General features: G+C 28.1%; 19 protein-coding genes. 4 read left to right on the top strand and 15 right to left on the bottom strand.

All coding sequences use genetic code 11. The annotated features are described in order from the left end of the window. Positions 1-29: 29 nt before the first annotated feature. Positions 30-464, bottom strand: a complete 435-nt coding sequence (locus BUA90_RS08045; protein WP_072967434.1) for a hypothetical protein — start codon at positions 462-464, stop codon at positions 30-32. A 61-nt stretch (positions 465-525) separates the two neighbouring features. Further along, the gene (locus BUA90_RS08050; protein WP_072967435.1) at positions 526-1452 is read right to left on the bottom strand and encodes a metal-dependent hydrolase; all 927 of its coding nucleotides are present in this window, start codon (positions 1450-1452) and stop codon (positions 526-528) included. A gap of 642 nt (positions 1453-2094) precedes the next feature. Here BUA90_RS08050 and BUA90_RS12390 point away from each other — a divergent pair. After that, complete coding sequence (locus tag BUA90_RS12390; RefSeq protein ID WP_159430011.1) at positions 2095-2232, top strand: hypothetical protein; 138 nt, start codon at positions 2095-2097, stop codon at positions 2230-2232. A gap of 512 nt (positions 2233-2744) precedes the next feature. Here BUA90_RS12390 and pyrE read toward each other — a convergent pair. From pyrE to BUA90_RS08080, 5 genes are all read right to left on the bottom strand, one after another. After that, complete coding sequence (pyrE, locus tag BUA90_RS08060; RefSeq protein WP_072967438.1) at positions 2745-3374, bottom strand: orotate phosphoribosyltransferase; 630 nt, start codon at positions 3372-3374, stop codon at positions 2745-2747. A 16-nt stretch (positions 3375-3390) separates the two neighbouring features. Then, the gene (carB, locus tag BUA90_RS08065; RefSeq protein ID WP_072967439.1) at positions 3391-6591 is read right to left on the bottom strand and encodes a carbamoyl-phosphate synthase large subunit; all 3201 of its coding nucleotides are present in this window, start codon (positions 6589-6591) and stop codon (positions 3391-3393) included. Next, entirely contained in the window at positions 6591-7658 is a 1068-nt protein-coding gene (locus BUA90_RS08070) for a carbamoyl phosphate synthase small subunit (RefSeq protein WP_072967440.1), read from the bottom strand. The genes carB and BUA90_RS08070 overlap by 1 nt, the downstream gene beginning before the upstream one ends. A gap of 379 nt (positions 7659-8037) precedes the next feature. Next, on the bottom strand, positions 8038-9546 hold the full coding sequence (locus tag BUA90_RS08075; protein ID WP_094756812.1) for a putative glycoside hydrolase: 1509 nt from the start codon (positions 9544-9546) through the stop codon (positions 8038-8040). Positions 9547-9949: 403 nt separating this feature from the next. Then, positions 9950-10849 carry a fumarylacetoacetate hydrolase family protein gene (locus BUA90_RS08080; RefSeq protein WP_072967441.1) on the bottom strand — a complete coding sequence of 300 codons (900 nt, stop codon included), beginning with the start codon at positions 10847-10849 and terminating at the stop codon, positions 9950-9952. 153 nt (positions 10850-11002) lie between these two features. Here BUA90_RS08080 and BUA90_RS08085 point away from each other — a divergent pair, with 153 nt between their 5' ends. From BUA90_RS08085 to BUA90_RS08095, 3 genes are all read left to right on the top strand, one after another. Then, complete coding sequence (locus BUA90_RS08085; protein WP_072967442.1) at positions 11003-12406, top strand: MBL fold metallo-hydrolase RNA specificity domain-containing protein; 1404 nt, start codon at positions 11003-11005, stop codon at positions 12404-12406. A 95-nt stretch (positions 12407-12501) separates the two neighbouring features. After that, positions 12502-12948, top strand: coding sequence for a MarR family winged helix-turn-helix transcriptional regulator (locus tag BUA90_RS08090; protein WP_072967444.1), 447 nt, complete (start codon positions 12502-12504; stop codon positions 12946-12948). Positions 12949-12976: 28 nt separating this feature from the next. Further along, on the top strand, positions 12977-14323 hold the full coding sequence (locus BUA90_RS08095; protein ID WP_072967447.1) for an MATE family efflux transporter: 1347 nt from the start codon (positions 12977-12979) through the stop codon (positions 14321-14323). A gap of 22 nt (positions 14324-14345) precedes the next feature. Here BUA90_RS08095 and bioB read toward each other — a convergent pair whose 3' ends face one another. The 8 genes from bioB to BUA90_RS08135 form a co-directional block, all read right to left on the bottom strand. Continuing rightward, complete coding sequence (bioB, locus tag BUA90_RS08100) at positions 14346-15350, bottom strand: biotin synthase BioB (RefSeq protein ID WP_330390703.1); 1005 nt, start codon at positions 15348-15350, stop codon at positions 14346-14348. After that, entirely contained in the window at positions 15347-15922 is a 576-nt protein-coding gene (locus BUA90_RS08105) for a biotin transporter BioY (protein ID WP_072967449.1), read from the bottom strand. Before BUA90_RS08105 ends, bioB begins: the two co-directional genes overlap by 4 nt. A 142-nt stretch (positions 15923-16064) precedes the next feature. After that, positions 16065-17126: a 4Fe-4S dicluster domain-containing protein gene (locus BUA90_RS08110; RefSeq protein ID WP_072967451.1), complete on the bottom strand. Its 1062-nt coding sequence runs from the start codon at positions 17124-17126 to the stop codon at positions 16065-16067. Between the two features lie 282 nt (positions 17127-17408). Then, positions 17409-18440, bottom strand: a complete 1032-nt coding sequence (locus tag BUA90_RS08115; RefSeq protein WP_072967453.1) for an anti-sigma factor domain-containing protein — start codon at positions 18438-18440, stop codon at positions 17409-17411. Further along, positions 18430-19167, bottom strand: a complete 738-nt coding sequence (gene sigI / locus BUA90_RS08120; RefSeq protein WP_072967455.1) for an RNA polymerase sigma-I factor — start codon at positions 19165-19167, stop codon at positions 18430-18432. The genes BUA90_RS08115 and sigI overlap by 11 nt, the downstream gene beginning before the upstream one ends. Positions 19168-19321: 154 nt before the next feature. After that, complete coding sequence (locus BUA90_RS08125; RefSeq protein WP_072967458.1) at positions 19322-20401, bottom strand: S-layer homology domain-containing protein; 1080 nt, start codon at positions 20399-20401, stop codon at positions 19322-19324. 82 nt (positions 20402-20483) lie between these two features. Beyond that, the gene (gene truA / locus BUA90_RS08130) at positions 20484-21221 is read right to left on the bottom strand and encodes a tRNA pseudouridine(38-40) synthase TruA (protein WP_072967460.1); all 738 of its coding nucleotides are present in this window, start codon (positions 21219-21221) and stop codon (positions 20484-20486) included. 330 nt (positions 21222-21551) lie between these two features. Beyond that, the coding region (locus BUA90_RS08135; protein WP_200793507.1) for a transposase at positions 21552-21787 on the bottom strand (236 nt) is incomplete at its 5' end.

Here is a 21787-nt window from a genome sequence, read left to right on the forward strand (position 1 = left end):
CTTGGCACTATTTCTTATCACATTTTCATTTAAGCTTCTTTTTTTCTCTTCTTTCTCTTTTTCTTTCCAAATCCCTTTAAAACATAAAAATCTATAAAAAATATAGTAAACATTATAAAAGGCAAAGCAAAACTATATACTGCTTTTGAAATACTATACTTACATCCAATTATAAGATGAATCATCAAATAAAGTATAAAAAATAGTATTACTACAAATAAAACAGTAACTATTAATCTTATAAATTCATTTTTACTTTTTTGAACTATTCTATTTCTAATCCTAAACAAATATAATTCAAAAAATATTGGATAAATTGTAAATATGAAAAAATCAAATTCTTTTAAATAATTTGCATCTACATAGTACAATATACATAATATACTGTAGTATATAAATGGTATTAAAAAAAAGTACGTTACAGCCATTTCCTTAGCTTTTCTCAATTTCTTTTTCCTTGCCAATAAAAAAAGCTCCTTTCAAATTATTATAATTTCACAACCTCATATCCACAGTCACAAAAATTTAATACTTACTATAAATTGAAATTATTAAAATAAATAATACTAATACATATAACCATTCAAAAACATTTCCCAAAGTGCTTCCAGTTTTTATTATAGGAATTTTAAGTCTAATATTTAATATTTTATATAAATTTTTATACAATGTATATTTTTTTAATCTTTCATGCAGTCCCATCTTTTTCAAAATAACTGGTAAACTTGAAACAGGTACTCCACTACTTGTAAATACATCACCTAAATACAAATGTGAAAAATATCCTATAGCAAAAGGAAGCGTTATATAACTTACATTTAATATATCAGCCAAATATTTGACCCCTATAACAGATAAAATTAAACCTTCAGGAGCATGAAGAAAAGTTCTATGAGGAAACACTGCTATTATCATAAAAATAGCACCCCAAATAACACCTATAATTCTACCCCTACTAAAATATATTATAGACAATGACATACATATATATATACTCATCATAAAAATTTTTTTTATCTTTAATGATTTATTATCTATTTTCCTGTATATTGATGAAAGTAAAGGTATATATTTCCCAACTTTTATACTATTAAAAGACAAAAATAATAAAATAATTTCCAAAATAACAAGTTCTTTTAAATATACTTTATTTTTATACATGTATAAAATAATCAATACGGCAGGTACTATAAAAAAGAAAAATCCAATCACTTTTTTTATTAATCTATTAAAATAATTTATAGTCTTTTTAGATGCTTTAAATAATGGATTTTTAGTATTTACCATACTGTGGTCTGAATCTGCATCTGGAAATACTGCTCCTATACCTGCTGCTAAAAGAGCTAAAACATCTATTTTCATATGATAAAATGATATTAATATTTTGCCAGTTAAAAAACTCATTAATAAATAATATAATATACCTATTTTAAAATGAGTCTTCCCCATCATTTTAAAAACGCCCTTTCACATTTACATTTGTTTGCTACAAATTAAACTGTTAGCTTCATGTTACAAGTTTTAGAACCAATTCTTCAAGTCTTTCTGAAAAACTTTTAGTTTTAAACTCTTAATTTTTATTTTAATTTATACGATTTTAAAAGTTAAATTAGTATTTGCGGATAATAAAAACTATTAAGGATAAATTATCCATATATTAGGATATAAATATCCCATTCAAAGAATAATAAAATTTTAAAAAAATCAAGAATCAATTTTAAAAGCTTTAAATATATCTTTTAAAGGTATTTTAGCTTTAGAACTTTTGTAAACAAAACAAATTAACTCTTTAACCGATAGGCTAAGATGAAATAAAAAAGATGATTTTTAAAATCATCTTCTATATAAGCTATATCAAAGATGTTAAACATATAAAAAATTATATATCAAAAAAAGATTCCTAAATATAACTAATTTATCTGTTTCCAAGAAATCATCAAAATTTTTTTAAATCTAAAATTACACATTCACATTTTGGGTATAAAAAGTTCTTATATATAGTGAGAGGGAATTAACCGGTTAAATTTTCTCGATTAAAAAATTATAAAAAATAATGAAAATACATTAACTGCACAAAATATTGTAGAAAACTATATGGAAACATTAGACAATGACTTTGATACAATTGCAACAAATGGTAAAAATTGCACAAAAATTGAAATGACACATAAATATAAAAAACATAGGAGTAATGATAGAACATACTTTTTATCTAATGTAAAAGTGATATAATTTAATTACTATATTGACAAAAAAAGCTATAATTGTAGAAAATATATATCCATCTTTCACATTAAAATATATAAATAAAAAAGATGCAATAAAAGTGGATAGGAAAATAATTAGAATTTCTTTAAATGAGTTTGAATGTTTAAATTTTAGAAATGAAAAAAATTTGAACATAAATCTTACTCCTTTTTCTATATTATTATACTTATATCAAGTTATAATTTTTCAATTACATTCCAGTTTATTACACATTATATTAATAAAAAAGGTTCTTTGTCAATAGTTGGAAGTGGAATTCCTTGTAATGCCACTCTATTATTAAGTTTGAGCCTATTTTAATGGAAAGGTAAGAAACTACTTGTTTTTGGATACACTTAATAAACCTAGCTAAAATGTAGGCTTTTATATTTATTATGTATGTGATTTTCTTTATACAAAAAATCAAAGCGTCTGCTGACGCTTTGCAAATTTTTAATTAAATTTTTCATATATTAATATTAAATAAAATTCTGTAATTAAGAAAATATATATGGATTTTCGCTCCATTTCCTTAGTAAATCCATTTCTTCTTTTTTTATATATCCCATATCTACTGCTATAGGCAATAATACATCATAGCTTGTAATTGTTCTATATTTAACATCTTCTTTTTGAAATAACTCATTTAAAGCCTTAAAATTATAAGTAAATATAGCTAATACACATAAAACTTCTGCTCCTGCTTCTCTCAAAGCTTTAACAGCTCTCATAGAACTTCCCCCTGTAGACAGCAAATCTTCTATAACAACTACCTTTTGTCCTTTTTCAAGTTTTCCTTCTATTTGATTTTGCTTTCCATGCCCTTTTGCAGAACTTCTTACATACACCATAGGCAAGTTCATTTTTTGTGATGTCCATGCTGCATGAGGTATCCCTGCTGTTGCTGTTCCTGCAATAATATTTACCTCTGAAAATTCTGTTTCTATTATCTCTTTAAAAGCCTGAGCTATAGTATCTCTTACTTTTGGATAGCTCATAGTTAATCTATTATCACAATAAATAGGCGACTTTATACCAGATGCCCATGTAAATAGATTATCTGTACTTCTAACTGATACTGCTTTAATTTCAAGAAGCATTTTTGCAACTTTTTCACTTGTATTCATATAATATCCCCTCTCTTTATATTTTACATATGTCAATAACCTCAAAATCACTTATATTCCTTTTTATAATATTAATTAGTGCTGACAAAGTATCAATTGAAGTCATACAGCATACTTTTCTTTCTACTGCTGTCCTTCTTATCTTAAAACCATCAGTTCTCGAATTTCTTCCTTTAGTAGGTATATTTACTACTAAATCTACTTTTCCTTCCTCTATAATATCCAATACCCCTTTTCCACGTTCACCTATTTTACTTACTTTTACTGCTTCAATTCCATTTTCTTTTAAGAAATTTTTTGTACCTTCTGTTGCATATATCTCAAAATCAAGTTCATATAATGATTTTGCTAAAGGTAAAAATTCTTTTTTAAATGCATCAGCTATACTTGCTAATACTCGCCCATTCTTAGGTATGTTTATACCAGCTGCAATCATACCTTTGTATAATGCAGTATATAAATCATTTGCAACGCCTAACACTTCTCCAGTAGATTTCATTTCAGGACCTAAAGCAACTTCAGTATTTGGCAGTTTCTCCATTGAAAATACAGGAACTTTTACTGCTATCACTTTTTTCGACTGCCACAACCTTGTTTTATAACCTAAATCTTTCAAACTTTTTCCAATCATAATTTTTGTTGCAAGTTTTACCATAGGTATACCTGTAACTTTACTAATATATGGAACTGTTCTAGAAGCTCTAGGATTAACTTCAATAACATATAAATTCTTATCCTGCAATATATACTGAATATTTACAAGTCCTTTTATTTCCAATGCTCTTGCTATCTTAAAAGTATAATCGAAAATAATTTTTTCTATTTCTTTATCAATATTTTGAGCTGGATATATAGATATGCTATCTCCAGAATGTACTCCCGTTCTCTCTAAATGTTCCATAATTCCGGGAATCAATATATTTTCTCCATCACATATAGCATCTACTTCAATTTCTATCCCCATTAAATATTTATCTATAAGAACTGGATTATCATTATCTCTATCAAAGGCACTTATTAAATATTTTTCAAGTTCCCATTCATTATATACTATCTCCATTCCCATACCGCCAAGTACATAACTCGGTCTGATAAGTACAGGATACCCAAGCTCCTTTGCAATCCTGCAACCTTCTTCTACACTAAATACCCCCTTGCCCTTAGGTCTTTTTATACCAAGACTTTCTAAAAGTTTATCAAACTTTTTTCTATCCTCTGATTTATCAATATTCTCTGCAGTAGTTCCTAAAATATTAACTCCCATTTCTTCTAAAAATTTAGCCAGTTTTATAGATGTCTGACCGCCATATTGCAGTATTACTCCGTAAGGTTTCTCTTTTTCAATCACATTTAAAACATCTTCCTCTGTAAGAGGTTCAAAATAAAGTTTATCGGCAGTATCAAAATCTGTACTTACAGTTTCAGGATTATTGTTTATTATTATAGACTCTATATCTTCTTCTTTCAATGCTAATACTCCATGAACACAGCAATAATCAAACTCTATTCCCTGTCCTATTCTAATTGGTCCTGAACCTATAACAACTATTTTCTTTTTAGAAGAAACTTCTACTTCATCTACATAATCATAAGTAGAATAATAATATGGAGATACCGCTTCAAACTCTCCACCACATGTATCAACCATCTTATATACTGGATTTATATTATATTTTTTTCTCAAATAATATATATCCTTCGGACTAGAATTTGTAAGTTTTGCTATACCTTTATCTGAAAAGCCCTTTTTCTTAAGGAAAAGTAATTTTTCCTTGTCTATTTCATTAATATTTTTTCCTCTTATGCTTTTTTCTAAATCTACTATACCTTTTATCTTATCAATATAAAATTTATCTATGCCCGTTAACAAACATATCTCCTCTACTTTTACATTTCTTCTTAAAAGCTCAGCCACAATAAATAATCGTTCATCATCTCCTAGCTTTGCTTTTTCCTTCAGCTCATCTAAACTTAAATCTTTTAAATATTTTTTATCTAAATTGTATTGCCCTATTTCTAATGACCTTATACCTTTTAATAAAGCACTTTCGAAATTATTTCCTATAGCCATTACCTCTCCCGTAGCCATCATTTTTGTTCCTAAAATCCTATCTCCCATATCAAATTTGTCAAAGGGCCATTTTGGTATTTTGACTACACAATAATCCAGCGTTGGTTCAAAACATGCAAATGTCTTTCCTGTAACATCATTCCTTATTTCATCAAGATTGTACCCTATAGCTATTTTAGTCGCTACTTTAGCTATAGGATACCCAGTGGCCTTCGAAGCTAAAGCTGATGAACGACTTACCCTTGGATTAACCTCAATGACATAATATTTAAAACTCTTAGGGTCAAGCGCAAACTGTACATTACATCCACCTCTTATTTCTAAGGCTTCTACTATCTTTATTGAAGCATCTCTAAGCATTTGATATTCTTTATCACTTAATGTTTGAGAAGGCGCTACCACTATACTATCTCCTGTATGAACTCCGACAGGATCAATATTTTCCATATTGCACACTGTTATAGTATTACCTTTATTATCTCTTATCATTTCGTACTCTATTTCTTTCCAACCTTTTACACTTTTTTCAAGTAATACTTGATTTACCATACTATATTTTAAACCTTGTGAAACTATTTCCTTAAGCTCTTCTAAATTGTTAGCTATTCCTCCTCCACTTCCACCTAATGTATAAGCAGGTCTTACTACTAGTGGAAATCCTATTTTTTGACTGCATTTTACTGCCTCATCAATACTATTTACTATCTGACTTTCTATTACAGGCTGACCTATTTTTTCCATAAGCTGCTTGAATTTTTCTCTATCTTCAGCTTTCTCAATAGAATTTATATCTGTACCCAACAAATTTATATTATATTTTTGAAGTATTCCTCTATTCCATAATTCTACTGTTAGATTTAAAGCATTTTGTCCTCCCATTCCAGCTATAATACTATCAGGTCTTTCTTTATCTATTATCTTTTCTAATGCTTTTAAAGTTAAAGGCTCTATATATACAGCATCTGCAATCTCTTTATCAGTCATTATAGTGGCAGGATTGCTATTTACAAGTACAACTTCAAGACCTTCATCTTTAAGAACTTTACAAGCTTGTGTTCCAGAATAGTCAAATTCAGCTGCTTGTCCTATTATTATCGGTCCAGAACCTATAACTAAAATCTTTCTTATATTTTTTATCAATGGCATTATAATTCCTCCCTCTGTATCATAAGTTTAAACTCATCAAATAAATATGCCGTATCATGAGGTCCTGGCGAAGCTTCCGGATGAAACTGTACACTAAAAAGAGGCATTGTTTTATGTCTTAATCCTTCAATACTTCCATCATTTAAATTAACATGAGTTATAATTACTTCTTCATTTAAGCTGCTTTCTTCTACTACATATCCATGATTTTGAGAAGTTATATATATTTTATTTTTTACTAAATCTTTTACAGGATGATTAGTTCCCCTATGTCCATATTTAAGTTTTATAGTTTTAAATCCAAGTGCTAAAGAAATTAATTGGTGTCCTAAGCATATACCAAACATAGGCTTTTTACCTATAAGTTTTTTAATGTTTTCTATTATCTCGGTTAGCTCTGCAGGGTCTCCGGGTCCATTAGATAAAAATATTCCATCAGGATTATCCTCAAGAATTTTTTCTGCTGGAGTAAAGGCTGGATAAATTATAAGTTCCATATTTCTCTTTAAAAGAGAATTTAATATATTTTTCTTTACCCCAAAATCCAATACTGCAACTTTATAAGTTTTTGGTTTTAAATTGTATATTTCTTTTGTCGTTACTTTTTCTACTGCTTTATTATTTTTAAACTGCTTTATTTGCAGAATATCTTCTTTTTCATAATCTCTATTTATCACTATTTTTCCAGCCATTGAACCTCTTTCTCTTATAAATTTTGTTAAAGCTCGTGTATCTATATTTTTTAATCCAACTATTTTATTTCTTACAAGATATTGTTTTAAATTTTCCTCTCCACGCCAATTAGAAAAATCATCATAAATTTCTCTTACAATAAAACCTTTTACTTTAGGACTAGAGGACTGTAAATCTTCACTATTAACTCCATAATTTCCGATAAGAGGATAAGTCATCACTACAATTTGTCCATAATATGAAGGGTCAGTAAGTATTTCTTGATACCCTGTCATACCTGTATTAAATACAACTTCCCCAACTGATTCACTCTGATACCCAAAAATTTCGCCCTCAAACTTAGTTCCATCTTCAAACAGCAAATAACCTCTCATGAAACTCCTCCTTATAAATTTAGTCATTCAAAGCATGACAATAATAAAAGCTACCGGGAAAACAAAAAGAAATTTTATACATGATTTGATTAATAAACAGGTCACCAGAGGAGTAAAAAATATGTTATATATTAAAAAAGACAGAACTTATTCTATATGAATAATTTCCGCCCGCAAGACATAAGAGTCTGTATATTTAATATGCAATTTGAATATTTATGCATTTAACCCTAAAAAAATTTCCTCTTCATCTCACCTTACTGGCCTCACGGGACCTGTTTAAAGGTATATTTAGTTTTTCCTTTTTAATATGCTATCACATAAAAATAATAGTGTCAAGCACAAATATGCACCAAAATAGCCTGAGATAAATTTCAGGCTATTTTAACGCTCCTTCTGTATATCTATTCGCAGGATTCCATAATAAAAACTCACTTACTCCATTATCTTCCAATGCTCTAATTTGAGCCTTTACCTCTTTTATACCATATTTAACATGTCCCTTAACCCATGTTGCAGTAAAATCCTGAATCCAAGGTCTTATTATAGCTGGCGTTTCAATATTTTTATTTCTCATAAGTGCATCTTTTATTCCACGGTCTATAGTTTCATACGGATAAGCATCTGGAACTGAAAGTCCATATACTCCATTTCCATAATGACTTGGGTACATCATAGGACACACATAATCAACTATATTGCTTATCGCTTCCCAATACTGACCTATTCCCATGTCATCGGCAACTGAACCAACTAAACCATATATATCAGCAGAAATATATACTTTTAAAGGTGAAAGCTCCTCTCTTGCATATTTTAAATACCTCTGTATAGTCAGTGGCTTTGACTCTCCCAAAGTATTTTTATAATCTAAATACTTATCCATTTTACCCCCATTTGAAGCAGGAAATCTAACGTAGTCAAATTGAATTTCATTAAACCCAACTTCTGCAGCTTCTTTAGCTATACTTATATTATACTCCCATAAATTTCTATCATGTGGAGAAACCCATATTATGCCATCCCTGTTTGTAAATGGTTTACCACTCTTTTTATAAGTTATAGCCTTATCTGGATAAGCTCTAGCATATTTAGGGTCTTTAAATGAAACTATTCTTGCTATAGCATAAATATTGTTTTCCTTTAATTTCTTCATAAAGGCTTCTATATTTTTTATAGGTGCTTTATTATTTGCTGTTGTTCCAAATTTTTCAGCTGTCTTAGTAGGAAATAATACATTTCCATTATCGTCCTTAACATCTATTACAAATGCATTTATGTCTGTTTCCTTAGCCATTTCAATAAGCTTGTCTAATCTACTGTTAGAAGCTGAATGAATAGTTACATATACACCCTTAACTTTCACTCTTGGATTTCCTTCATATTCTTCTACCTTTGCTTGTGGCGACAAATCAAGGTCTCTGTAGGCCTCACCTAAAAGTTCCATTCTATCTGCAACAGTATATTTAGCAGAAATCCATCCTTCATTGTTGAATTTTTCATTCTCAAATTCAATTTTATACCAAGTAACTTCACCTGCTTCATTAGTAAGTTTATCTAATACTTTAACAGGTAATCCTTTTACTACACTTCCTATAATTTTTGCATCTTTACTTCCCTCTGCTCTAACATTTAATTTACTTGCACTTATATATACAATATTTTCACTTTTTTCACTAATTTGTTTATTTTTTTCTAAATCATCTTGTTCTTTTTCATCTTTAGCTTTTTCATCTTCAGTCTTATTTTCTTCACTATCAATTACAGTCACACTTTCATCTTTCTCTTGTCCATCAATAGAAGCTGTAGTTTTTATACTACAACCGGCTAAAGCAATACTTAAAAATACAAGTACTATTAAAAATACTGCGATTCCTTTTTTAACCATTAATCCACCTCTTCCTAAAATTTTATAGCCAAATAAAAACAATATAAAATTTAAACTCTGCAAGTAAATACCTATAGTAATCATTATAACACGTTTAAATCTTCCTTTACAGTAATTGATGTATATAATTTTTGTATATTTATTGGTAATATTAATTGTAATATACAAAAAAATATTAAAAAAAGGGTTACAAATATTTAAAAAAAATATTACAAATTTCTACAAAATATACATCATATAGATGTTATAATTCTAACTGTAATATAATGAAATATATACATATATTTCAAAATTAAAAATCTCAAAAAATGGAAAATTCGGAAGTGGTTTTGTGAAAAAATTAAAAATGAAAAGTAAAATAGTTAAACCAAAAGCGAACTCCTCAGGGTTCGCTTTTTTCTATTTATTCTTCAATTTTATTTGTCAAAGTTCCTATTTTCTCTATATAGCATTCTATTACATCTCCGGGTTTTAAAAACTTGAAAGGTTTAAATCCTAATCCAACACCAGCAGGAGTACCTGTTATAATAATATCTCCAGCTTTTAACTTCATTCCCTTTGATAAATCACTTATTATATAAGGTATATCAAATATAAAATGCTTAGTATTGGAACTTTGTCTAACTTCTCCATTTATTTTGCACATTATATCTAATTCCACAGGAAAATCTATTATACTTTTATGAGCTATGTAAGGTCCCATCGGACAAAAAGTATCTAAACTTTTACCTTTAAACCACTGTCCATGCTTTCTCTGAATATTTCTTGCAGATATATCATTTACAATCGTATATCCGAAAATATATTTTTCTGCTTCTTCCCTTTTTATATTTATACCATCTCTGCCTATAATTACTGCAAGCTCTACTTCATAATCTATCTTATCTGTTATTTCTGAATGTTTTTTTATTATATCTCCATCTCCAATAGCAGGGTCAGCTATTTTAGAAAAATATATAGGAAATTTAGGTATTTCATCACTTCCTCCCGGAAGCCCTATAGTTTCCTTAGCATGATCAAGATAATTTTTTCCAAGACAAATCAAATTTCTCCTTGGATAAGGTATTGGAGCACAAATTTTTACTTTTTCTTTTTCTATCTCTTCATAAGTATTTTTTCCTAAAGCATTTTTTATATCATCTATCAATTCATCATCAGCTAAGTCTATAAATTCCAACATTGTTGCTGGAGTTTTTTTATCTAAACTTTTAAATATTTCTCTCATAGGTATTATTGTATTTTTATCTTTTAATACTACACCTACTTCTTCTATACCTTTATATTTGTAAGTTGCAAAATACACACTACCACTCCCTCTCTCTTTATCTCTTTAAGATATTTTAAATTATTCTATATCGTTATTCAAAACCCTTTTAACAAAACTAACATTTTAACCATCAGTTTGAATAATATTTACAAGGGTATAAAAAATATATAAATTATTTGAGGTGATTTTATGAAAATAACATTTTTAGGTGCAGCAAATACTGTAACAGGTTCAAATTATCTTATAACAACTGACAAATATAAATTTCTAATAGACTGCGGACAATTTCAAGGCAGTAAAGAAATAGAAAAATTAAATTTTAAAGAATTTAACTTTTCTCCTTCTGAAATTGACTTTCTCATACTTACCCATGCTCATCTAGACCACAGCGGTAGAATTCCAAAACTAGTAAAAGAAGGCTTTCACAATAAAATATACTGCACAAGACCAACTGTGGATTTATGTGATATACTCTTAAAAGACAGCGGTCATATACATGAAATGGAAACAGAACTGGAAAATAAAAAAAGAAAAAAAGCCGGTCTTGAAGAAATCTCCCCTCTATACACCGTAGAAGATGCTGAAATAAGTATGCAGTACTTTAATCCTATACCATATGATGAAATAATAAATATTAATAGAGATATTAAACTTAGATTGAAAGATGCAGGTCATCTACTTGGTTCTGCCATAATAGAATTGTGGATTACAGAAAATAATACTGAAAAAAAATTAGTTTTTTCAGGTGATTTGGGTACTAAAGACAGACCTCTTCTCAAAAATCCCAATTACATTACTGAAACTGATTACCTTATAATAGAATCAACCTATGGCAACAGAGTCCATGAAAATGCCAGTGAAAGAATTTCTAAACTTGTAAATATAATATTAAATACTATAAAAGAAAACGGTAATGTTATAATTCCTTCATTTGCTGTCGGCAGAACACAAGAAATCATATATGAACTCAATAAATACAATGAAAGTCAAGAAAATTCCAATATATTTTCAAATATCCCCATTTATATTGATAGTCCACTGGCTATATCTGCAACTGAAATATTCAAAGAACACATCAATTATCTTGATGAAGAAACTAGAAATTATATCTTAAGAGGAAAAGACCCTCTAGATTTTAAAAATTTAAAATTTACTCACTCTATTATTGAATCAAAGAAAATAAATGTCGATTCAAATCCCAAAATAATTATTTCTGCAAGCGGTATGTGTGAAGCAGGTCGAATAAAATATCATCTTAAAAACAATCTCTGGAAAGAAAATTCAAGTATCATATTTGTCGGCTATCAAGCTGAAGGCACTTTAGGAAGAGAAATTCAAAATGGAGCTAAAACAGTTAAAATTTTTGATGAAAACATAAATGTAAATGCTAAAATTTATTCAATAGAAAGTTTTTCTGGTCACGCTGACATGAACGATTTAATTAAGTGGATAGGCCACTTTAATAAAATGCCTAAAAAAACATTTATTGTTCATGGTGAAAAAGATTCAACTGCAAATCTTAGTAATCTTATAAAAGAAAACTTTAAACTCGATACAATAATTCCTAATTTAAATGAAAGCTTTGAAATTTAAAAATACAAATCAAAATTTAGTTGCAAACGCAACAAATTTTATGTATAATATAGTTGCATTTGCAACTTTTTTTATTTATCGGGAGTGATTTTATAATGAGGTGTCTTGATAATTCTATTGGAAAGTGGATTTCCATACTGCACAGATATGCTAAATGCTATATAGATAGAGAATTAAAAACATATAATATAGGTTCAGGTCAATTTATATTTCTCGTTCTTTTATTTAAAAAAGACGGTATTAATCAAGAAGATATTTCTAAAATAATTAACATTGATAAAGGTACTACTGCAAGAGCATTAAAAAAATTAGAAAAAGAAGGCTATATAAAAAGACAAATAGACCCTGATGACAAAAGAGCCTACAAAGTTTATATAACTGAAAAAGCTTTAAGTATCAAATCTAAAATATTTAATGTTTTAAAGAAGTGGACAGATATTTTATCATCAGATTTTACTGAAGAAGAAAAAGAATTAGCTTTGAAACTTTTACAAAAAATGTCACAAAATGCTTCAAATTATATAAAGAAAAATTATAAATAACTTAATTCTTTTTTTGAGGTGATTGAAAATGAATACAAGAAATCACATGTTAGGCAATGAAAAAATGAGTAAATTATTATTCAAACTGTCGCTACCAGCTACTATCGGAATGATTGTCAATGCACTTTACAACTTAATTGATACTATATTCGTAGGCAGAGGCGTTAGTCCCTTAGCTATAGGAGGATTAACAATAGCTCTCCCTATTCAAATGATAATAATGGCTTTTGCTCAAATGATAGGCATAGGAACAGCTTCTTTAATTTCAAGGAGTCTTGGAGCAAAAGATATTGAAAAAGCAGATATGGCTTCAGGAAATGCATTTTTAGCTATAACAATACTTTCTACTTTAACTATGATATTTGGACTCATATTTATTGACCCTTTGCTTAAATTCTTTGGTGCTACAGAAAAACTTCTGCCTTATTCAAAAGCATATTTATCTGTAATATTCCTCGGCAGCATATTTTATTCATTTGCAGTTGCTTCTAATAATATTGTAAGAGCCGAAGGAAATGCTAAAGTTGCAATGTTTACAATGATTGTAGGTACAGGTTTAAATATTATTTTAGACCCTATATTTATTTTTGTACTTAAATTAGGAATTAAAGGAGCTGCATTAGCTACTATCATCTCGCAGTTTGTATCATTTTTATATATATTAAAATATCTTTACAGCGGAAAAAGCTCTATAAAAGTTAAACTTCATCACTTAAAACCCAATAAGGAAATTTTAAAAGAAATTTTTTCAATAGGTTCTTCAGCCTTTGCAAGACAGACAGCAGGAAGTATACTAGCAATTATAATCAATAATTCTTTAAAAACATACGGTTCAGATGCAGCAATAACTATATATGGTATCATAAATAGATTTATAATCTTCTTATGTATGCCAATATTTGGTACAGTACAAGGTATGCAGCCTATAGCTGGCTTTAACTATGGTGCTAAAAAAATTGATAGAGTTAAAGAAGTAGTTAAATTATCTATAATTACAACTACTGTTCTTGCATCTTTTGGAGCTCTAATTGCACAAATTTTCCCTATATCAATAATGAAATTGTTTGGATTAAAAGACAATTTAGCAATTGAAGGCTCTAAAGCTCTTAGAATAGTAATTTCTATGCTTCCAATAATAGGAATACAAATAGTAGGAGCAACTTTTTTTCAATCTATCGGAAAAGCTGTTCCTTCACTAATATTATCATTGTCAAGACAACTATTATTTTTTATTCCTATTGTTCTCATATTGCCACATTTTATAGGTCTATATGGAATATGGCTTGCTTTCCCTATATCCGATATTTTATCAACAATAATTACTACTTCACTTGTAAAAAGAGAAATGAAAAAAATATCTTTAAAAACTATTTAAGGCATCCCACACCGGATGCCTCTTATATTTCTAATCCTTCACATAATATCATCTTTTTATCTTTATTTATATCACTGCCAATTGTAGTCAAATAATTTCCTACTAAAGCTGCATTTACTCCTGCTTTAAAACCTATATTTTGTTTATCCTTAATAGCCATTCTTCCACCTGCATATCTAATATAACTATCAGGAATTATATATCTATAAACAGCCATTGTCTTTAATATTTCAAATGGATGTAAAATTTCTTTATCCTCTAGAGGAGTCCCCTTTATAGGATTTAATACGTTAATTGGAATCGATTTTACTCCCAATTCCTTAATTTCAAATGCCATTTTTACTCTGTCCTCTAAACTTTCGCCTAGTCCTATTATTCCTCCACAGCATATGTCCATACCTGCATTAATAACATTTTTAATTGTCTGTATCCTCTCTTCATAAGAATGTGTTGTGCAAATTTCTTGATAATAATCTTTACAAGTTTCAATATTATGATGATACATACTTACTCCAGATTCTTTAAGCTTTAGTACTTGCTCATAACTTATTACTCCATGAGATGCACAAAGCTTTAAGTTTGTATCTCTATTTAATCTTTTATATATATCAAGAAGTTTATCAAATTCTTTTCCTTTAATACCTTTACCGCTAGTTACTAAAGAAAATCTATGTGCTCCTGCCTTTTCCATTTCTTTAGCTCTTTTCAATATTTCATCATAATCTAGCAAGTTATATTTCTTTACATCTGTATTATAATGAGATGACTGAGCACAAAACTTACAGTCTTCTGAACACATTCCAGATTTAGCATTTATAATAGTACATAAATCAACTTTTTTGCCCATAAACTTTTCTCTTATCTTATTTGCACCCTGAAATAAATACTCTAAAATTTCCATATTATTGTCATCAATATTTATTAAATCTAAAGCTTCTTCATAAGTAATATCCTCACCTTTTAAGACCTTATCCGTTATTTTTAATATCAACTCTTTCATGTTAATTAACATAGCTCCTTTATTCATATATATTTTCTACCTGCCCTTCTTATTGCAGGTAATACTTTAACTGCTGTAATTGCAACAATAAAGCACTTTACTAAATCTTGAATTATAAAAGGATAAAAGCCATATTTCATTGCCGTATTAAAATCTATGGCTTTGCCTAAATAGGTATTAAATATTACATATAAATAAGGTACACCAACAATATAAACTGCACCAAGTCCTATTACAGTCACTATAAATAATTTTATTAGTCCATTAATTCCCGTTATATCATTTATTTTTTCTGTTAATTTTCCTATTATAAATCCACATAATATAAATCCGATTAAATAACCAAAAGTAGGTTTAAGTACATATGAAAAACCACTCATGCCTCCTGCAAATACAGGTAAACCTATGAGCCCCATAAGTACATATACAAATTGAGAAAGAAAACCTAGTTTACTTCCTAATAAAACTCCAGCATACATACAAAATAATATCTGCAATGTTATGGGTACTGGTTGTGTAGGTATTTTTAGATATGCACCTATTGCAGTAAGAGCTGCAAATAATCCAACTAAAATCATATCTCTTGTACTAATTTTCATAACCAAGTTCCTCCTTGATTAGCCATATAATACTAAATATAGAGTAATCTAAAATATATTCTTTGTCAACTAATTTCGTAAATTTAGTTTACTATAAAAGTTGACAATAGAATTTTTAAAAAATCTTTCAGATTTTTCTCAACTATTCAAGGAGTTCTAATGGTTGTTTTATATATGGTCTAATTCCGTTTTTCTTTTCATGCTCTATTAATATTCTATCTATAATTGTCTTATCATTTTTCATATTATTTACCAGCTCAATAGGTATACTTTGACTAAAAGGACATGCCGATAAACACACTCCACAATCTGTACCTACTTTTCTCCATACAGCATAGCAACTTTCTTGCTTTATTTGCCATTTTAAAATACCATCAATTAGCTCAATATCACCTTCAGATATAGCTTTTCCCGGACAAGTCTTAACACATTTTTTACACACTTTGCAAAATTCTTTTATCCCAAATTCATCTCTTTTATCAGCTATTAAAGGCATATCTGTAGTTACTACCCCAAGGCGAACTCTAGGACCATATTCTTTTGTTATTAATAAACCCGACCTTCCTATTTCTCCTAAACCTGCATCTTCTGCAACTAATGGTAGTACAACTAAATAATTACCATCCATATGATTTCTTGCATCATAACCTAATTCTCTTATATAGTAGCTAAGCCACATTCCTATTATTGCAGCATTTATATATCCCTTCGTCACTTCAATGACTTCTTCACATTGTGGAGCCCTATTAATCATATCTTTATCCATTTCCACTGCAAAAACTATCCCATATTTATGAAATTTATCAATTTTTTCACCATAGTTTTCTGGATGTCTTCCTCTATAACTATAGTAATGATATTCTTTCATCTCAGTTATACCAACTAATTTTGCACTGAAATACTTTGCAAATTTCTTTAATTTTTTGCTCATTTCTTGAGGATGTATTTCAACTTTATTTTTATTAATTTCCCCTTCTACATATTTTCTTATATCAGATAAAAACTTAAAACCAGCATTTGCTACTGGAGAATGTAAAGGATGAAATGTAGCTGTACCTTCACCACAAATGTTTGGCAATTCTCTTATTTCGTCATCTATTTTCTTTTTTTCTGGATTTCTTTTATAATAATCATCATATTCCTTTGAACCTTTTTCATAGCTCATCCTAGCAAACATCGTATCTCTCTCATCAATTCTCTTCATACTTCATCACCCTTCTTAAACATTTTAATATTATTTTTTTATTATAACATCAGATATAAAATATAGCTCTAAAAGATTATCTTTTTACAAAATTTTATTAATTAATAGAACAAATAAAAAAGCAATGCATATAATTTGTATTAAACAAACCTTTTACAGAATAGAATCCGGTAGCATATTTATTTTCAGCTACTTCCGATTCTATTCAAAAAGCCGAGCAGTTTAATCATTTCATTGCTCGGCTTATATATTATTCCATTTTACTTATTTATATTTCCTTCTCTATCTACTTTTTTTATCTTTTGATAACTTTCTTTTATCATTTTTTAATCTCTTTTTTACTTCATTTTTAAACTCGGACTTTTTTTCTTTTTTAATTTCTTTCTTCTGTTTTATTTTCTTATCTTTCTCTCTAGCTTTTTCTTTATCATCTTTCTCATTGTGTTTTTCTATGATATTCTTCTCTTGCTTCTTATATTCTTTTTTCTCTTGTTTTTTTCTGTCTAAATTGTCATTTTCAATATCCTTTTGATTAATTTTCTCTTTATCTTTTTTAAGTTTTTTAACTTTCTGTATTATTTCCTTGTTTTCTTTAATTATATCACTTATTTTTTTATTCTTTATCTGCTTAATAGTTATATTAGAATTATCTTGAAAAATCATTTTATAAATCTCATACTTTCCAACTGAAATATTATTTTTTCTAGCAATCTTTAAATCTTTTCTATTCGATTCTACATATATAATATCTATATCTTTCAACTCTTCCTGTTGCTTTATTCTATTAATAAACTCCTTTTTCAATTTGACAGTGTCATTTTTATCCTTCCTTATAACTACGTTCGATATAAGTACAACATTATTTTTTTCATTTAAATATCGTTTTTCCCTAGCATTATTTATACTTAGATAAATTACTTTTCCTATTTCCATTCCTATCATATCATCATCAGTTATTTCTTTTCCTTCTTCATTTAAAGGTCTTATATCTTTTACTATTTCATTTCTATCTACTTCATATTCTACACTAGGATTTATATCTAATGTTACAACTGCATACGTTTGAAATTTTCCTAAAAAATCAATTCCCAACAGACCTGCTGTAGCTACCATTAAGAAAATAATTGCTGCAGCAATACTAATTAAATTTATATATGATTTGTTTTTTTCTCTAATAATATCTTTTTGAGTAAAAAATATTTCTTTTCCAACTTCTATATTGGCCTTCTTTTTTAATTTCATATATTCACAAGTATTAGTAAAAACTAATATATTATTTTCTTCAACCTTTAATACCAAGCCCCTATATACCAATCTTCTCCCTCCTTTCTATACCTAAAACATAATCTATTAATACATCTAACTCACTATCAAGAATCAAAATTATAGCTATTATAAATTTTCTATTCCCTTTTAATACTTTTTTGCTCACACGCATTTTTTCTACTATTGATTTTGCTGGAAGAATCTTTCTTCTATATAATTGTTCCATTATATTTTTGTCTTGAACTATTGCTTTGGCTATTCTTATGGCATTTAATCTTGTATCAATGTGTTTAGGAGATTCCTCAACTAATTCAGCCAAGGTTATTCCAAATTCTTTTAATTTTATTTCAAATCTATTTATTTGATCTTTTATATCATATATTTCAGTAAAATCTTTATTTTTTAATATGTCTTCAATTTCCATACCTTCTTCCTTCTTTTCATTTATAGAAATCACATTATTTATTCGTTTTTGCTTTCTTTGATAATCAATTATCCTGCTTCTTATTACCATTTCAGCATAATTTATGAAATTCCCCTTTCCAAAATCATATCTATCTATAGCTTCATTAAAGGCTTCAAGCCCTATACTATATTCATCATTATTTTCAACTTCTATATATCTATTTGTTGTCTTTGTTATAGCTTTTATGATAAAAGGAATGTACTCTGATATAAATCTTTCTCTCTCTTCTTCATTACCTTCCTTAATGACTTTAAGTCTCTCTTCTATAGGTATCTTCTTTCTTTTAAATATATTTAAAAAAATCTTCAAATCCTCACCACCTTTTATTATAGTTATACGAAATACTTTAAAATTTTTAGTATATACGTCAATTATAAATTAATCGTCAAAAACAAAAAAGCACTGGATTTTTCCAGCGCATAAACTTTTTATTTATCTTAATCAATTTATTTTAATCATTATTTTAATCATTGTCATCACCATTATGATCTCCATCATGTTTATTGTGTTCATCATCATCAAATATTACCTTAATATCGTCAAAATCTATTATTAAATCATTTTTTCCATATACATTTTCAATTACGGTATCTGCATCCTCTTTTTCTTTTATTTCTATAAAAATAATACTTTTTTCATCATTTAGATAAATCTTTATTTTCATTCCTACAGCCAATTCATCTATAGATACATATTTCCCTTCTAAAGTATACACAGGTACATCTTCTGATATATTATAAATCTTCATTTTATCATTTATCTTTAATATCAATTTATCATCATCTATATTAATTATTTCCGCATACTTTTCATTGTTATCTATTTCACTTTTTGTCTTATCATCTAATCTTTCTATAAGTACTGCCATTTCAGCTCTAGTTACTGGTTTATTTGGTAAGAACGTTCCATTTGGATACCCTTGAATTATTCCCATCTTATCTGAAAGATATATATATCCTACAGTTCCTAATGGAATAGCCCCTTTATCAATAAATCTTAAATCTTCATTCATATATTTCTGCGCTTCTTCTTCAAGTCCTAAAGCTCTTATTATATATTTTGCTACTTCATATCTTTTAGCTGGCTCTTTAAGATTAAAATCTAATAAATCTATTTCATCTAAAATTCCTTTCTCTAATGCTAAAGAAATATACCCATATGCCCAAGTTTGAACAAAATGCTTATATTTTAATTTTTTATTTCCTTTCTTTACCTTTTCTAAATCTAATTTTGCTTCATCTTCATACCCCATAACTCTTAATGCCATTACTATTGCTTCAAGTTTAGTTACAGGTTTATTTGGTGCAAATTTACCTTTGCCATATCCTTTTATAACGCCTTTTATAGCCATTTTTTCAATAGCCTTTTCTGCCCATTCATACCCATCAGTATCAACAAATTTCTTAACTACACCATGAGGTAAATATCCCTTCTTTGCAAGTCCCGGTGGTACTCCTTTGATTTTTCCCATTGCAAAAGTTTCTATTGATGCCATTGATAAAATAAGTACTAAAACTAACATAATACTTACTACTTTTTTCATTTTTCATCCTCCTTTTATATATTCTATTACTAACATAGAATACGGAGGAGAAAAATATTTTAGGTACCCTTAAAATATTTTTTTAATACTCTACTTCATATAAAAATAATCCTTGTGGTGGAGCAGTAGGTCCAGCTAAACTCCTATCTTTCTTTTCTAACAATTCTTTAATATACTCTGGTTTCATTTTTCCATATCCAACTTCAAGTAAAGTTCCCACCATTATGCGAACCATATTATGCAAAAAACCCTTTCCATAAAAGAGAATTTCAATTATATCCCCATCTTTAAAAATTTCTACATCAAAAACCTTTTTTACTCTAGATTTCTTTTTCGATTTAGCCGTTGTAAAACTCGTAAAATCATGTTCTCCAATAAAATAATTTGCTGCTGTTTTCATAGCTTCTAAATCTAGTTTTTCTGGTACATGTGTAATATACTTTCTTATAAATGGGTCATGATATTTGCTATTTAAAATTCTATATAAGTATTTTTTGCCCTTCACATTATATCGGGCATGAAATCTATCGTCAACTTCTTCAACACTTTTAATTACAATATCATCTGGAAGATACCTATAGCAGTAATCTTGAATTTCTGAAGTACTCATTGTACTATTTGTCTTAAAATTTGCAACTTGATTTAAAGCATGAACTCCTGCATCTGTTCTGCCAGACCCAATTATTTCAACTTGCTCTCCAGTCATTCTGCTAAGTACATTTTCTATTTTTGCCTGAATAGTATTATCTGTATCTCCAAGCCTTTGCCAACCTCTATATCTAGAACCATCATATTGTATAACTAGCTTTATGTTTCTCATACCTCTTTTCTCCTTCACACATATTATTTGTCTGTGGATAATTATAACAAAAACATATTATATTCACAAATCTTTTGATTTTTTATTTAGTATTGTGTATTTTAAATGAAAATATTAGAATTTAACCTAAATAATGTTATAATAAATTCTAAAGGAAAATAATTTTCTTTATTTTCAAACGATAAGAAAAAGCACATATAAAAAAACAAATAACTAAAAATAGGAGCCTACTGAAAAACCATCGTATTTTCAGAAACAATGTTCTAACAATTAAAAAACCACATTCAAATTAGGATAATTTTCCCAAAAATCGAATGTGGTTTTCTCTTTTTATTGAAAGCTAGGAGTATTTTCTCCATATTTTTTCTTTAACAATGTCAATATTCGTTTGATATTCACATTGAATATTGATATTGCTCCTTGTATTCGCATACCAAATAAGCCCGACGATATGGCAATATCATAGCCGTGCTGATTTTTGAGTTCGCTGTTCTTTGCTTCAATCATGTATCGTTGTCGGTAACGTTGTTTAAAATATTTGGATTCTTGAAATTCCTCTTGCTTAA

Origin of the sequence: Caminicella sporogenes DSM 14501 (genome assembly GCF_900142285.1) — a bacterium.
GTDB lineage: Bacteria > Bacillota > Clostridia > Peptostreptococcales > Caminicellaceae > Caminicella > Caminicella sporogenes.

Coding starts and splice junctions, on each gene's coding strand:
- BUA90_RS08050 (WP_072967435.1), bottom strand. CDS start 1,452: ATGATGGGGAAGACTCATTTTAAAATAGGTATATTATATTATTTATTA.
- BUA90_RS12390 (WP_159430011.1), top strand. CDS start 2,095: ATGGAAACATTAGACAATGACTTTGATACAATTGCAACAAATGGTAAA.
- pyrE (WP_072967438.1), bottom strand. CDS start 3,374: ATGAATACAAGTGAAAAAGTTGCAAAAATGCTTCTTGAAATTAAAGCA.
- carB (WP_072967439.1), bottom strand. CDS start 6,591: ATGCCATTGATAAAAAATATAAGAAAGATTTTAGTTATAGGTTCTGGA.
- BUA90_RS08070 (WP_072967440.1), bottom strand. CDS start 7,658: ATGAGAGGTTATTTGCTGTTTGAAGATGGAACTAAGTTTGAGGGCGAA.
- BUA90_RS08075 (WP_094756812.1), bottom strand. CDS start 9,546: ATGGTTAAAAAAGGAATCGCAGTATTTTTAATAGTACTTGTATTTTTA.
- BUA90_RS08085 (WP_072967442.1), top strand. CDS start 11,003: ATGAAAATAACATTTTTAGGTGCAGCAAATACTGTAACAGGTTCAAAT.
- BUA90_RS08090 (WP_072967444.1), top strand. CDS start 12,502: ATGAGGTGTCTTGATAATTCTATTGGAAAGTGGATTTCCATACTGCAC.
- BUA90_RS08095 (WP_072967447.1), top strand. CDS start 12,977: ATGAATACAAGAAATCACATGTTAGGCAATGAAAAAATGAGTAAATTA.
- bioB (WP_330390703.1), bottom strand. CDS start 15,350: ATGAATAAAGGAGCTATGTTAATTAACATGAAAGAGTTGATATTAAAA.
- BUA90_RS08105 (WP_072967449.1), bottom strand. CDS start 15,922: ATGAAAATTAGTACAAGAGATATGATTTTAGTTGGATTATTTGCAGCT.
- BUA90_RS08110 (WP_072967451.1), bottom strand. CDS start 17,126: ATGAAGAGAATTGATGAGAGAGATACGATGTTTGCTAGGATGAGCTAT.
- BUA90_RS08125 (WP_072967458.1), bottom strand. CDS start 20,401: ATGAAAAAAGTAGTAAGTATTATGTTAGTTTTAGTACTTATTTTATCA.
- truA (WP_072967460.1), bottom strand. CDS start 21,221: ATGAGAAACATAAAGCTAGTTATACAATATGATGGTTCTAGATATAGA.